This is a genomic window from Elusimicrobium sp. An273 (assembly GCF_002159705.1).
In the GTDB taxonomy this organism is placed as follows: Bacteria; Elusimicrobiota; Elusimicrobia; order Elusimicrobiales; family Elusimicrobiaceae; genus Avelusimicrobium; species Avelusimicrobium gallicola.
On the sequence record NZ_NFJD01000004.1, the window covers coordinates 174,454 to 188,536 of the forward strand.

Annotated in this window: 13 protein-coding genes and 4 tRNA genes; 7 read left to right on the plus strand and 10 right to left on the minus strand. The window is 52.3% G+C overall.

Going from position 1 to position 14,083, the window contains the following annotated elements; all coding sequences use genetic code 11:
* Positions 1-37: 37 nt before the first annotated feature.
* From B5F75_RS06460 to B5F75_RS06490, 7 genes are all read right to left on the minus strand, one after another.
* Complete coding sequence (locus B5F75_RS06460) at positions 38-1,051, minus strand: glycosyltransferase (protein WP_087289155.1); 1,014 nt, start codon at positions 1,049-1,051, stop codon at positions 38-40.
* 157 nt (positions 1,052-1,208) lie between these two features.
* Positions 1,209-1,282, minus strand: a tRNA-Met gene (locus tag B5F75_RS06465).
* A 135-nt stretch (positions 1,283-1,417) separates the two neighbouring features.
* Positions 1,418-2,767, minus strand: coding sequence for a prepilin-type N-terminal cleavage/methylation domain-containing protein (locus tag B5F75_RS06470; RefSeq protein ID WP_087289157.1), 1,350 nt, complete (start codon positions 2,765-2,767; stop codon positions 1,418-1,420).
* Positions 2,768-2,880: 113 nt separating this feature from the next.
* Complete coding sequence (locus B5F75_RS06475) at positions 2,881-4,614, minus strand: ABC transporter substrate-binding protein (RefSeq protein WP_087289159.1); 1,734 nt, start codon at positions 4,612-4,614, stop codon at positions 2,881-2,883.
* On the minus strand, positions 4,611-5,570 hold the full coding sequence (locus tag B5F75_RS06480) for a C39 family peptidase (RefSeq protein WP_087289162.1): 960 nt from the start codon (positions 5,568-5,570) through the stop codon (positions 4,611-4,613). Before B5F75_RS06480 ends, B5F75_RS06475 begins: the two co-directional genes overlap by 4 nt.
* 12 nt (positions 5,571-5,582) lie before the next feature.
* Positions 5,583-5,655, minus strand: a tRNA-Pro gene (locus B5F75_RS06485).
* Between the two features lie 389 nt (positions 5,656-6,044).
* A tRNA-Ile gene (locus tag B5F75_RS06490) sits at positions 6,045-6,118 on the minus strand.
* A gap of 106 nt (positions 6,119-6,224) precedes the next feature.
* On the opposite strand from B5F75_RS06490, the gene B5F75_RS06495 reads away from it, so the two are divergent.
* Positions 6,225-6,298, plus strand: a tRNA-Gln gene (locus tag B5F75_RS06495).
* Between the two features lie 292 nt (positions 6,299-6,590).
* Entirely contained in the window at positions 6,591-7,340 is a 750-nt protein-coding gene (locus B5F75_RS06500) for a hypothetical protein (RefSeq protein ID WP_087289164.1), read from the plus strand.
* Positions 7,341-7,383: 43 nt separating this feature from the next.
* On the opposite strand, the gene B5F75_RS06505 is transcribed toward B5F75_RS06500, so the two are convergent.
* Positions 7,384-7,995, minus strand: coding sequence for an ankyrin repeat domain-containing protein (locus B5F75_RS06505; protein WP_087289166.1), 612 nt, complete (start codon positions 7,993-7,995; stop codon positions 7,384-7,386).
* 104 nt (positions 7,996-8,099) lie between these two features.
* On the opposite strand from B5F75_RS06505, the gene lysS reads away from it, so the two are divergent.
* The gene (gene lysS, locus B5F75_RS06510; RefSeq protein ID WP_087289168.1) at positions 8,100-9,632 is read left to right on the plus strand and encodes a lysine--tRNA ligase; all 1,533 of its coding nucleotides are present in this window, start codon (positions 8,100-8,102) and stop codon (positions 9,630-9,632) included.
* A gap of 64 nt (positions 9,633-9,696) precedes the next feature.
* On the opposite strand, the gene B5F75_RS06515 is transcribed toward lysS, so the two are convergent.
* A complete protein-coding gene (locus tag B5F75_RS06515; RefSeq protein ID WP_087289170.1) occupies positions 9,697-9,978 on the minus strand; it encodes a hypothetical protein in 282 nt (93 codons plus the stop codon).
* Positions 9,979-10,015: 37 nt separating this feature from the next.
* Positions 10,016-10,504, minus strand: coding sequence for a pilin (locus B5F75_RS07745; RefSeq protein WP_275531910.1), 489 nt, complete (start codon positions 10,502-10,504; stop codon positions 10,016-10,018).
* Between the two features lie 110 nt (positions 10,505-10,614).
* On the opposite strand from B5F75_RS07745, the gene B5F75_RS06525 reads away from it, so the two are divergent.
* From B5F75_RS06525 to B5F75_RS06540, 4 genes are read left to right on the plus strand one after another with little or no spacing between them, the layout of a single operon-like run.
* The gene (locus tag B5F75_RS06525; protein WP_087289173.1) at positions 10,615-11,832 is read left to right on the plus strand and encodes an ABC transporter permease; all 1,218 of its coding nucleotides are present in this window, start codon (positions 10,615-10,617) and stop codon (positions 11,830-11,832) included.
* Between the two features lies 1 nt (position 11,833).
* A complete protein-coding gene (locus tag B5F75_RS06530) occupies positions 11,834-12,499 on the plus strand; it encodes an ABC transporter ATP-binding protein (RefSeq protein WP_087289175.1) in 666 nt (221 codons plus the stop codon).
* Positions 12,496-13,425: a tetratricopeptide repeat protein gene (locus B5F75_RS06535; protein WP_087289177.1), complete on the plus strand. Its 930-nt coding sequence runs from the start codon at positions 12,496-12,498 to the stop codon at positions 13,423-13,425. The genes B5F75_RS06530 and B5F75_RS06535 overlap by 4 nt, the downstream gene beginning before the upstream one ends.
* Positions 13,409-14,032, plus strand: coding sequence for a tetratricopeptide repeat protein (locus tag B5F75_RS06540; protein ID WP_087289179.1), 624 nt, complete (start codon positions 13,409-13,411; stop codon positions 14,030-14,032). The genes B5F75_RS06535 and B5F75_RS06540 overlap by 17 nt, the downstream gene beginning before the upstream one ends.
* The last annotated feature ends 51 nt before the right edge of the window (positions 14,033-14,083 follow it).

Below are 14,083 nucleotides of genomic sequence, written 5' to 3' on the forward strand. Positions count from 1 at the left end.
TTTTGCAAAACGCCCCGGCCGAACGCCGGGGCATTGTTTATTTTAAAAGTTCGGCAAACACGCGGACAAAATCTTCAAACGGATATCTGTCTTTGAGTTTGCTGGCCTCCACCGCCAGGCCCACCCGTTTGCCCCAGTTGACCATTAAATCGTCCAAGGCAACGGTAAAAGGTTCTTCTTCGCCCGCATTGACGATGACCCCATTAATGCCATTGGCCACCAAATCGGTTACGGGCTCGCTTTCGCACGCCACGCACGGCAGTTTGCTGGCCATGGCGTCGAGCAAAATATCCGCGTTGGCAGGGTTTAAAGCGGGATACGCAAAAATGTCTGCATTGCGAAGCAGACTGTAGACATCGCCGTCGTCGGTAACGATTTCGGTGCTGTCCTGCAAATTGTTTTTAGCCACAAACTTGGCCAACGCCGCTTTGCCCGTTCCGTCCCCCACAATCGTTAAGTGCCATGTGGAGTGCGCAGGCGCCAAGCGGGCCCAAGTTTTAAGCAAATTTTCAAAGCCGCTTTCTTTGGCAAATTTGCCCACGGCCACAATGTTGTTTTCTTTCTTAAAGCAAGCGGGTTTGTTGTAGTTGTAATGTTCCACCCAAACCGCCGGATTGGTAACTTCCTGCACTTTCAAGCCGGCATACGCTTTTTTATTAAGCGGTTTTTCCGTCGTTTTGATGACGAGCACCTGTTTGGCTTTTTTAAGGATGGCCTTTTTATCTTTTACCGCTTTGTCTTCTTTAAAGCCTTCGTTTTCCGCATAGACAAAGGGAACCCCCGCTTCCAGCGCAGCTTGGCAGCCGGTTAAGTTCATAAGCGAAATCACAAAATCAGCCTGGTCTTTTTTAAGCGCGGCCGCCAAGGTTTTGGGTTTGGCGGTTGCCGCGTATTCCTGCAGGATAACGGCGGAATCTTTACTTTTTACTTTCCCCTTTACCGCACGCAGCGTCACTTCCAGGCCTTTGCGGGCCAATTCTTCGCCCAGTTTAACCCCTAAGCGGGAGGCGGTGAACGTCTTATTCCCCCCCACAAAAATGGATACTTTCATACTTCCTCCTCACAAACGGCAAACCCTGTTTTCTGTTCGTTTTTTTAGTCTAGTTTATTGTACATAAAAAACCGCCGAAAAGAAACTAAGTTGTCGTCTAACTTGGTTATTTGCCCCATAAAAAAACCGCCCTTAAGGGCGGTATATAATAAAAATCTTGCGGGGACTGGATTTGAACCAGTGATCTCAAGGTTATGGGCCTTGCGAGATACCAGGCTTCTCTACCCCGCAATATTATTATAACACTTTCCCCCGGCAAATGCAAACGCTTTCTTCATGCGCTCCGCCGAAAAACACCCCCGCGCGCTTTTCAAATAACTCCCCACAAAAAACCCTCCGCTGCCGCGGAGGGTTTTAACAATTTGCTTACTGGCAGGTACAGCTGCGGCTGGTGTACGTTAGCGTACAAGAGTACGAAGCGGGCGTTCCGCCGCTGTCTGCACTGGTAACCTTGCAATTAGAGAGGTACGGATTGTTGTTGCACAGCGCCCCGCTGGAATCGCAAGTACCGCCCGTGTTGCAGGTTGGGGGATTTGTCCAGCCTTCCGTACCGGCAATACTGAAGGAAGACGTAATATCCGACTGGCTGGAAATCTTTTCAAACAAGTCCCCTGCTGTATAGTCAATGGAGACCGTTTGCTGAACCGATTGTCCGGATCCCCATGTGCAATTTGTGCCAGGGGTAGTTCCCCCGGAAGAAGGAATTCCGCACACGTATTCTGCATGAGACCCGTTACCGGCGATTTTGCAATAACTGTTCTTTTCGGATAGGCTGACCGAGCTCATGGGGTCGCAGTTGCCAGAGGTTCCATCCGGATAGAAACAGCACACATTTACCGTACCGCAGCAATACGCGGCATCAGTAAAGGTCTCCCCCGTTTCCGGCTCATAAACAGAACTCCCTTTGCAGCACAAAGCGGTTTCTTCTCTTCCTCCCACTAAATCAAACGGGTGGCTGGAGCACGGGTCGGAACATTCCGCCTCCGTTTTGCTGCAGGCGCCCCAAGCGCCTGTTTGCCAAGCGCCCGTCGTGGTATCGCAAGTAACGCTTCGCGACTGTGTGCCGCAGCCGTTGCAGGTTTGCGTGCTGGCCGGTTCGGTGCCGGTGCACTGGCATACATCCGAAATACTGCAGCTGCCCCAAGCGCTCCATGTGCCGGTGGTCGTGTCGCAGGTGCGGCTTTGCGTCCCTTTATTCTGGCAGCCGCAGCTTCGCGTAGACTCTCCCACGCAGGCAATCACCGTCGGGCCTTTCTCGCCGGCGCACTCTTCGCCGCTTTGGTAATCCGCCCGCGCAATCAGCTCCGAGCAGAGCGGATAGTCTTTATTTAATTTCAAACATTCTTCTTCATTGTCGCAGCACAAACGCCCGTCTTTATAAGACGGCATTTTGAGTGTATAGCCGAATTTGCCTTTGCTTTGCGCCTCAATTCCCGTTCCCTCCGCATTGGTGCTGTACACAAAGTTTTTCGTATCCGTGGACGGGATAATATCCGACAGTTTGGAAAGATCCGATAAATAATCCTGATCCAAAGAGCACCGTTTTTCCTGTTCGGTGCGCACCGCGGCCATTAATTCTTCCGCTTCCGTAGTTTTGCGCGTCTCAATTACCTTGCTGAACTTAGGCAGCACTACCGCCGCCAAAACGCCGATGACAATAACCACCACCAACAGTTCCGTCAGGGTAAACGCTTTTTTCTTTCGTTGCGTTTTCATAAGCTCTCCTTATGGTTTAAAATGTTTGCCCCAAATTAATCATTTATACTCGTCCGTATTCGTATACAATAGTATACATTAGATTTTGAGGATTGGAATATCTTTTTGCCATTTTATTCTTTATACATCGGGTAAAAATAAATGCCCATATAGACCGGGTTATCCACAAAATTCTTTACGTTGGAACGCATCGCCCACAGGCCGGTGGGGTGCACGGTATAGATTTGCATGGCGTCTTCATACATAAAATTATGCACCTGGCGGTAGAGCAAGTTGCGTTTGGAAAAATCGGTCTCCGCGACGGCTTTTTCAATCAAGCGGTCGGCCAGCGGGTTTTTATACCCCTGCGACAGCGCATAGCGGCCTTGGCTGTGAATGAACGGGAAATAAAAGTTATGGGCGTCAGCATAATCGGCCACCCAGCCGCGGGCCCACATGGGCATTTGGCGTTTGGCGGTCTTTTCCAAAAAGGCGGGCCACGTTACGCCGCGCAAATCAATCTGGAATTTGGGGTTTAAACTTTCCACATTGCGTTTTAAAATTTCGCTGGCGATTTGGCGCATATCGCCGCTGGTGTTGTAGGTAATGGTAAATTTGAAACCTTTTTCCCACACTTGCCCGTTCCAAGCCTTTTGAAAATGTTCTTTGGCTTTTTCCAAATCGAAATGGTAGCGTTTAAACCCGTCATCATAGCGCACCAATCCCGCCGGGGCCGGGCCGATGGCCCGCTCGCCGCGGCCTTCCATAGACTGTTCCAAAAACGCATCGTAATCAAACGCATATTCAAACCCTTTGCGCAGGTCTTTGTCGGCAAAGAAATTGGACGGAATGCCCTGCCCGTCCAACTGGCCGGAACCGACGTCCGGGTTGGCCTGCATATTGATATCCAGCGTAAAGAAAATCACCGGGTCGGTGCGCAGGCGGGGCAGATTGTCGTAGACGGTAATGTCCGGGTTTCCTTTTAATTGGGCAGCAAACTTGGTGGAAATTTCCGCCACGTCCGCATCGCCCGATTCCAGCATCAGGCGCAGGGTGGAGGGTTCGTCCACCGTCATCATATGAATGGTTTTCAGCCGCGGCGCACCCGCAAAATAGGCTTCGTTGGCGGCCAGCGTCAGGCGTTTGGCGGCAATATCCCACCGCTCCACCCGGAAGGGGCCCGTTCCGTTTTCTTGGGAAAAGAAAGGAGAAGAATCTTTGGAAAAATTGTTAAACTGTTTCCACGTTTCTTCAGTTCCGTCCCACGCAGCGCGCTGAACGGCCCACTTTTTGCTTACCACATAGCTCCACCGCGCCACGATAGACAAAAACGGCGCAAACGGACGCTTGAGGGTAACTACCACGTTATCCCCTTCTACGCGCACGGCGTCGGCCGCGTCTTGGAAATTTACGATAATGTTTCCGTCCGCATCGCGCGTGGAGGAAACCCCTAAAATCGGCTCTAGCAGCAGGCTGGAAGGGCCGCCCGATACGTCCGAAAGCAGAAAGCGCAACAACGAGTAGCGCACGTCTTCCGCCGTAAGTTCCGTTCCGTCGTGGAATTTAACGCCTTTTCGAATGGGAAAGGTATACGTCAGGCCGTCGGGCGAGATAAGCCCGTTTTCTTTGGTGGGAACCTGCGTGGAAAGAGAAGGCTCCAGCTCCGTTAAGGAACTGCCTTTAAATTTAAGCAGCGTATCATATACGTTAATAAGCAACCCGTGGGTTACCCCGTCATACGAATAAACCGGATCCAGCGATTCCATTTCCCCTTTATGGGCCACAATTAAGGAATCTTTCATCTCCTGCTGGGCACACGCCGCGCAGAGCAGCCCGGCCAAGCAAAGCATCAGCCAACTTTTTTTCATTTTTTCCTCACTATATAAGCGGCTCCCCGTTTATGGCGGAGCCACGCATTTGCAAATTCCCGCGCGTTATACGCGCGCAAAACAGTTTGCTTTTTAAGCGCGGCCGGATCGGCTACGCACACGGCGCCGTTTTCCCACCCGCACACCACTACCAAATGTCCCGCCGTGCGTTCCATCGCCGCGCCGGTCAGTTCCCCTCGCTCGTAAGCGATACTGGCCAACACCAGCGAGTCGGGCGTAACAAAATCTTTCAGCTCCGAAAGCGCCCCAAAGCGGCGCACATAAGCCTGTACCCCGCAGGATCCGGCATACGCCGTATTAAACACCCAGTTCCCATAAATGTTGGCGGACGCGTCATACACGCCCTGCATCACTTCTTCGGCAGAACAGGCCACCCCCAACGCATTGAGGGCCATGCAAAGGGAAACCGGGCTGCATACCCGCCGCCGGTCGGGGTGGTTTAATTCCATTTGGGAAATAGGTGCAATTTCTTTTTGAAAATGACCGGCAGGCAATCGGGCCGCTTTATTTTCTTCATACTCAAAAGGACTTCGTACCGCCGAAGCCGCCAAAAGCGTCAGCTTGGCTTCCCCGCAAAATTGAATCCGGTAGCGGTACGCCTGCGCCGGGCGGGCAAGCGCCAATTCATCCGTCTCCACGCGGCCGAAAGCGCTATCCTGTGACGGGAAACTTTTTTTAATCCCTTGTGAAAAAAGCCCCAGCTTAAAAAAATCGCTCCACTTGCCCTCTTCCAACACTTGGGCTTCCAATAAAATAAAGCTGTCTTTGGGGGCCGCATAATTGAGCGAAAACACCAGCGAAGCAAACGGAAAAGCCGTTTGAATAGGGGCAGAAAGTTCCGTGCGGATACCGTCCGTGAACGATTCCCGTTCCACATCCGCAGGCGTATGAAAAGCATTTAAAACGGGCGACTGCCAAGACGCATGCTGAACCATAGCAAAACCTTATCGGGGCACCCGGACTTGAACCGGGAACCTCCCGCTCCCAAAGCGGGCGCTCTACCACTTGAGCCATGCCCCGAATGTGTATATTGTAGCAATTTTGCGCGCCTTTCCAAACGGAAAATCAGGAGCATCCCAACCCGCAAACAACCGAAGGGCGGCCCGGCTCGCGGTTTTGCCCTTGCAAAAGCGCAACGCAAAACATCGCTCCGCCTTTCAAGTCCGGCCGCGCACCAAGCAGTTGGTGCGCTTGGGCGCAAAAAACCCGCGCTTGCACGCGGGTTTAAATGCTCTTTTGCTTGCCTTCCGGTAAAATGCCTGACCGCATTTTCCTGCAGGCCCGGCTCGCGGTTTTGCCCTTGCAAAAGCGCAAAGCAAAACATCGCTCCGCCTTTCAAGTCCGGCCGCGCACCAAGCAGTTGGTGCGCTTGGGCGCAAAAAACCCGCGCTTGCACGCGGGTTTAAAACTGCGCCCACCAGGACTTGAACCTGGAACCCACCGATTATGAGTCGGTTGCTCTAACCGATTGAGCTATAGGCGCTAAATCTTTTTTTATTATAACAAATTAAAACCTTGGACGGGGAAATGCAAGCGAAAAACGAAAAATTTTCTCTTTTCCCAAAAATGTGCTAAAATATTTATGTTGATCCGGGATGGTGTAATGGTAACACGGATGCCTCTGGAGCATTAATTCTAGGTTCGAGTCCTAGTCCCGGAACCAGATTTTAACCGCCTGTAAGGGCGGTTTTTTATTGGCCGGGAAAGCAGGCCAACTGCTTGGCCTGCGCTAGGACGAGAAAGCCGCAGCGTTGTACGAGTTTGCCCCCGGCAAGGCGAGTACCGCGAGGCGGGGCCGACCGCGCCGCACGTCAGTAAGGCGACGGGTGGCAGAGGCCCGGCCCGGAACCAGATTTTAACCGCCTGTAAGGGCGGTTTTTTCTAGGTATAAATTCCCTTTGCCTCTAGGCCAAAAGACCTTTGCGCCGCACACGCAAAGACGGTACTATTATAATATGAACAAGTTTTTAAAATCCGTTTTTTGCCTTAGTTTTTTAGCAACTTTCTTACTGGCTCCGTCCACTCCGGCCCATGCCCAAAAATGGCGCACGCTTAAAAAAGCCTTGTTCCTGCCCCAAATACAAACTCAAGGCATTATCCTACAAACCCGGCTGGAACGCACGGTGCTGCGCGCCGTGAGGCGCATGCCCAAGCGCCCCTATCCCTTGCAAGTGTCCTTTCAGCAAGGCGCGTATCATTTTACTACTCCCAGCACACTGCTGGCTCCCGCCGGGCAGTTAACCTATAGCCGCAACCTGCCCCCCTTTCCGCTGCCCAACCAAAAAAACGAAATGTACCGCGGCATGGTGCTGGATGAACACGGGGACGACTTGCGCCATATCTTAAAAAACGGGTTGGAAGTATCCAAATCCCACTACGAAATTTTCGCGCCCTATAACGGGGTGGAGTATCCGGAAGGAACCAAAGCCATTTATGCCGCCGCCACTTCCCGCCAGGCCATTCCTTTCTTAATTCCCGATGCAGGCAAAACCGGCCTCTCGGTATTGCTGCACCTCAAGCGGGTGGGCTGGCGCCCGGTCGTTTCCATTCCGCACGACATTCCGCCTTCCTGGATTTTGCGCGTCAGCGCGTTATTAAATATAGACGGGCAGCTGCGCTGGGGCGAGCTGAAATTAAATAAAGACGGCACGTTTTCTTTCTTTCCTTATCCGCCGGCTCCCGTTTCTTCGGTTTCTCATCCATAAAAAAGGCCTCCCGAAACGGGAGGCCTTTTAAATCAGAAATTTTTCAGCGCAGCGGCTGCAAAATGGAAAGCACCAACATCGCTTGGCGGTAGTCGGTTTTTTCCTGGTCGGACAGTTGCGGATTTTCCGCCAAGGCTTGGGCCACGGTTTTGCCTTCCGGGCCGGGGAGGTCCGGGTCGGCCTTGGCCCGAAGCAGCGATTTAATGATACCGGCATTATTGTATTGCGCCGCCAAAAACAAAGCGGTATTTCCTTCGTTGTCCGCCGCGTTCACGTGGGCGCCGTTTTTGGTAAATTCTTCCAGCACGTCCACCGAAGGGTTATACTGCGCCGCCACCATAAGAGCCGTTTGGCCGTTTTCGTCGGCGATATGCAAATTGGCGCCCGCTTCCAGCAAGTCCCGCACCACTTGCGGATCCTGCGCCGCGCGGGCCGCATAAAAAAGAGCCGTCTTGCCGGATTTGTCGCGGATGTTGATATCTTCGCTTTTTTCAATCAGTTTCACGGTATCGTTTAATTCCGCATGGTTTTCAATGGAACGCATCAACCGCGTGGCGCCGCGTGCGTCGGTATCTTTGTTGTGATAGCGCAAATACAGCCCGCCGCACAGTATGCCGATGACAATTAAAACCGTTACTACCGTACTCATTTTCATATGCAAAAACCCCCGTGATTTATTGTATCAATTATTAATCCCTCCGCGCGTCCACTTCCCAATTTGCTACAATAGAATTAATACCAATGTAAGAGGTTTTACCGATGTCAACCGAACATACGCAACATACACACAACAACGCACTGGATGAAATTATCGCCCAGCGCTACGCGGAAATAGACGAAATCCGCAAAATGGGCATTGCCCCCTATCCCAACCGCTGCGAAAAACAGATTTCCTGCTTGGACGCCAAAAACGCGGCCGAAGGAACCGAAGCCGTTACCGCCGGACGCCTGATGCAGCTGCGCCTGATGGGGAAAGCTGCCTTTGCGCATCTGCGCGATTTTTCGGGCCGGGTGCAGCTCTATATTTCCAAAGACAATTTGGGCGAAGAATCCTACGCTTTTTTTAAAAAACATATCGCCGTGGGGGATTTTGTATCCGTTACGGGGCACGTATTTGTAACCAAAACCGGCGAGAAAACCATTAAGGTAACCAAACTTACGCTTTTGTCCAAAGCCATCCGCCCCATGCCGGAAAAATACCACGGCCTGCAGGACACGGAAGTCCGCTTCCGCAAGCGCCATTTGGATTTAATTGCAAACGAAGACGTAAAAGATATTTTCATCAAACGCGCCAAAATTATTACCTCTATTCGCAAAACATTGGACGACAAGGGATTTTTGGAAGTGGAAACCCCCATTTTGAACCCCGATGCCGGCGGCGCCGTGGCGCGCCCGTTTGAAACGTACCACAACGCGCTTAAAATGCCGCTGTATATGCGTATTGCGCTGGAACTGTATCACAAGCGTTTGATTATCGGCGGGATGGATAAGATTTATGAAATCGGGCATATGTTCCGTAACGAAGGCATTGACACCACCCACAACCCCGAATTTACGATGATGGAACTCTATCAGGCGTATGGGGACGTGAACACCATGGCGGATCTGTTTGACGAAATTTTGGGCAACGCCGCCAAAGCCATTGGTATTGAAAAAATTCACTTCCGCGGGCACGAAGTAGACCTGCGCCCGCCCTACACCCGCGTGCACATCCCGGAAAAATGGAAAGAAATGTTCGGCCGCGATATCCACGAAGTGTTAGACGGCCGCCAATTCAACCGCGCCAAATTGGAAGAAGTCGCCAAAGAACAAGGCGTCAAGTTTACGGCGGACGATTCCGACTCCGATATTTTTGACGAACTCTTTGAAGGCAAACTGCTGGCGGAATATCACAACCCCGTAATCGCGATGGATTACCCCACCGCGGTGAGCCCCTTCTCCAAGACCAAACCGGGCGATCCGGAAATTGTGGAACGCTTTGAAGTGTTTGTAAACGGGCAGGAGCTGGGCAACGCCTACACCGAGCTAAACGACCCGGCCGACCAGCTGCAACGCCTCAAAGACCAGGCCGCCGCCAAAGCCATCGCCAAAGGCGAAGACGCCAAAAATGCCGATATCGTGGACGCCGATTACATTGAAGCCATGGAAAGCGGCATGCCGCCTACTGGCGGGATGGGCATCGGGATTGACCGCATCGTCATGATGCTCACGGGGCAAGACTCCATCCGCGAGATTATCTTGTTCCCCACGCTTAAAAAGCTGGACGAAAAAGAAGAAAAAGCCGAAAAATAACTCTGACGTGCTTAGAAAAAAACCCGCACTTTTTAAGGTGCGGGTTTTTTCGTAAAAAGATCGTTTACAACTCTTCCACCATTACATTGTTTCCCATCGTGGCGAACATATCGCACACGGGCTTGCCCAGGGCCGATTCATATCCGCAATATCCTCCCCAATTGCTCCCGTCACTGGTACTTACATAGCCTTTATAATAATCATTGGTGTCGCCGTTATTGCGGTAAAACTGGATTTCGCACCTTTTCGTTTCACAAAAAATACTATAGGAATAATTTTTGCTCCCGCAGGTTCCCGCAAACGAGCCCTCGCAATCCAAACTGGAAGATACGTCTATATCCAGCAAACCTTCTTTTAAAAGTTCGGTGTGGTGTGGCCGCCGATTAATTGGTCGTCCAGCCGTTTTGCGTCAGCTGGTCGCACATCGTTTTCCCGGCCGCGGAAGACTGCGGCACGCAATAGCGTGACCATTTGCCGTTCATCAACAGCTCCTGCAGCATAAACATTGTATTGGAAGAATCAGACGGTTTATAAATGATGGCATATACCAAATACAGGTTCTGTTGGCCGCGGATGCTCCACCCTACCGACCAGCCGCCTCCCAAATCGCTGGTGCAGGTATTGGTGGTACAATTAATTCCAGTAACTTCTATATCCATAGCGTCCAGCAAATCTTTCTCCAAGATATTCACCGCCCCGTTTGCCAAATAAAAGGTATCAATCCCTTTTTTCAACGAATCCATCATCGTGAGCACCTGCGTAAAACGGGCCTTGTCTACCGCTTTGGTATACTGCGGCACGGCTACGGCCGCCAGAATGCCGATAATTAATACTACCACCAGCAATTCAATTAATGTAAACCCTTTTTCCATAAATTCTCCTTCCATAAATGGATTTGCTGATTATAGTTTAATACTTTTTTGGTGCGGAAGCAACCGCTTTATTGCAGGACAACCGCCTCTAATTAAGGTAAAATACAACTATGAAATTTGAACGCTTTGTAGCCGTGCGCTACTTAACCCGCCGCCAAGGGCTTTTTGCCTTTATCACAACGCTTATCGGCGTGGCGGGCGTAAGTGTGGGCGTGGCGGCTTTAATTACCACGTTATCGGTTATGAACGGGTTTCAGACCGACATCAAAGACAAAATCATCGGTGCGCAAAGCCATATTTTGGTGTTTGGACGGATGAGCAAGGACACCTATCAAAAAAACATCCGTTTGATTGAACAGCTGCCGCTGGTGGAAGCGGCGGCGCCGCATATTTACGGGCAGGGAATTATTACCTATGCCGGGCAAAGCGTGGGGCTCATCGTCCGCGGCTTAGACCCCGAACAGGAAAAAAAGATCAACACCCTGGCCGATTCGGTGGAAGAAGGTTCCTTTACGCCCGACTGGCCCGAAGACGCCCCGCCGCCCTTGGTGCTGGGCAGCGAACTGGCCGCCAACCTGGGGGCGGATATCGGCGACGACGTGGTGCTGATTTCCCCGCAATCCATTTCCACCTCGGCGGGAATGTTCCCCAAGATGAAAAAATTCCGCATCAGCGGCCTTTTGCGCACCGGATATTACGAATTTGACAATACCATCGCCTACACGCTTCTCTCCCACGCCAGCGACTTTTTGGGTCTGCGCCAAGGCACCACGGGCATTGCCGTCAAGCTCCACAACATAAACGACGCCGACAAAGCCGCCGCCCAAATTCAAGACGTCATCGGCCACGGCTATTCCGTGCGCACCTTCGCCCAGCTTAACAGCACGCTCTACGCCGCGCTGAAGCTGGAAAAAACGATGATGTTTATTATTTTGTTCTTAATCATCGGGGTGGCGTCGCTTAACATTGCGGGCAACCTGATTTTGCTGGGCACCGAAAAACTGCGCGACATCGGCATCATGCGCGCCATGGGCGCCAGCCCGCGGATGATACGCAAAATTTTTATGTGGGAAGCCATGGTGATTGCCGGGCTGGGCATTGTGCTGGGGCTGTTGCTGGCCTGCCTGCTGTGCTGGATTATCGCCACGTTTAACATTGTGGAACTGCCCGGCGACATTTACTATTTAACCAAAGTGCCGGTGCGCATGCAGCTGTGGGATATTGTGGCCGTCATCGGCGGCAGCTGCCTGATTTGCTTTGCGGCCGGGCTGTATCCGGCGGTGAAAGCGTCGCGCGTGCACCCCACGGACGCTATACGGTACGGATGATATGATAAAACTGGAACATATAACCAAAATCTACGGTCAGGGCGACGAAAACCTCTGCGTGCTGGAAGACGTAACGCTTACCCTTCCGCGCGGCAAATTTACGGTGCTTTTGGGGCCCAGCGGATCGGGAAAAAGCACGCTTCTAAATTTAATTGCCATGCTGGATAAGCCCACTTCCGGCACGATTTATCTGGACGGGCAGAACATTACCGCGCTTAAAAGCGAAACCGCCCGCTCGGCCCTGCGGCTTAAAAAAATGGGTTTTGTTTTCCAATTTGACGGCCTGCTGCCCGAGTTTTCGCTTCTGGAAAATGTAGACATGCCCGCTTTGATGCGCGGCCGTCCGGATCCTAAAAAGGCGCAGCAACTGCTGGAAAATCTGGGGCTGGGTGCCATCAGCCACAAGCTGCCGGCCGATTTGTCCGGCGGCGAAAAACAGCGCGCCAGCATCGCACGCGCCCTGCGCAACGACCCGCCGCTCTTATTGGCGGACGAGCCCACCGGCAATTTGGACACCGCCCGCAAACAGCAGGTGTTTGAAGATTTTGCCCGCATGAGCCGCGAGCAAGGCCTTACGGTATTGATGGTAACGCACGACGTACACGCCGCGGATTACGCAGACGAGGTCTACACGCTGGAAAACCGGAAACTGGTAAAAACCAAATGAAAAAACTATTGCTTTTGCTGCTTTTCCTCCCGCTCAGCGCCGCCGCCCTTTCGGACTGGGCTTACACCGACGCCGAACAGGAACAGCACAAACTGCGCCAAACGGCCGAAAAGCGGGCGTTTAAACAGGTAAAGGCCGAAGTAAAAGCCGGGTTTTCCGATTCTCTTGCGGATCTGGCCGATTTGTATTACAACGGCATCGGCACGAAACAGAATTATAAAAAAGCCTACAAATACTACCAACAAGCCGCGCAAAAAGGCGACGCATACGCCGCCTATTCCCAAGCTTTTATGCTGATGTACGGCCAAGGCGTAAAGAAAGACCCGCAGCTGGCATTTAACCAGTTGGAAACGCTCGCGCAAGAGGGTTCTTCCTGGGCGGCGCTGGAAATGTACCGTGCGTACCAAAACGGAAACGGCTGCCCCAAAGACCCCGTCCAAGCCCGCCATTGGCTGGAAACAGCCGCCAATTACCGCCTGCCGGCGGCGTTGCTGTACTTGGGGATGGAAACACTGCCGGAAGATCCCGCACGCGGGTTCTTTTTGCTAAAAGAAGCGGCCGACTTGGAAAACGCCCGCGCCCAATACCTAACGGCCCGGTGCTACCGCGAAGGCACCGGCACCGCCGTTCATCCGCACCAAGCCTTTAATTATATGCTCCTTGCCGCCAAACAGCACTACGGGCCGGCCCAATGGGAAATCGCGCAGTGGTACCGGCAGGGCTACGGCACGGAAAAGAGCCCGTACCAGGAATTTCGCTGGACGCGCTTGGCCGCCCAGGCAGGCGAAAAACCCGCCCAACAGCGCCTGGCACAAATGTACCAAGAGGGCATTGGCACGCCGGTGCATAAAAAGTTAGCTCAAAAATGGGCGAAAGAAGCCCTTAAAAAAACCGAACAGGAGGCCTCTTATGGAACAGCTGATTGAAACCCGCACCGGGTTAGCAATTATTTTTATTTTGGCGCTGGCGCTCTTTTTTCTGCGCAAACATTCATATAACCCCTTTAAAAAAACGCTGGAAAAAGCCTCCGCCGGCGACCCGCAGGCCCAATTTGAAATGGGCCGCCTGTATTACCGCGGCAAACACGTCGCGCAGGATTTTGTGCAAGCCTTAAACTGGTTTGACACCGCCGCCAAAAACGGCAGTGTGCCCGCCATGAATGCCCTGGCCGGGATGTACCACGCCGGGCAAGGATGCGAAGAGCCCAACCCGCAAAAGACGTTTTCCTGGTATCAAACCGCCGCCCACACGGGCGATTTTGAAGCGCGGGTGAATTTGGCCGTGTGCTACCTAAACGGCATCGGCACCGAGAAAAACGAAGCAAAAGGATTTGAAGTAATGAAAGCCGCCGCCGACGAAAAAAGCCCCATCGCCCAAACGCTGACCGCGGACTTGTACGAACGGGGCCTGGGTACCGAGAAAAATGAAAAACTGGCCCTGCACTATTATTTTTTGGCTTCCAAACAAGGCGAGCCCATGGCCAAACGGAAAATCAAAAAGCTGCAGGAAGAAGCCATGCGCCAGCTAAAATAATTTACCTTCCGCCCGTTAAAAAGGCCGCTCCTTACGGGGCGGCCTTTTGAC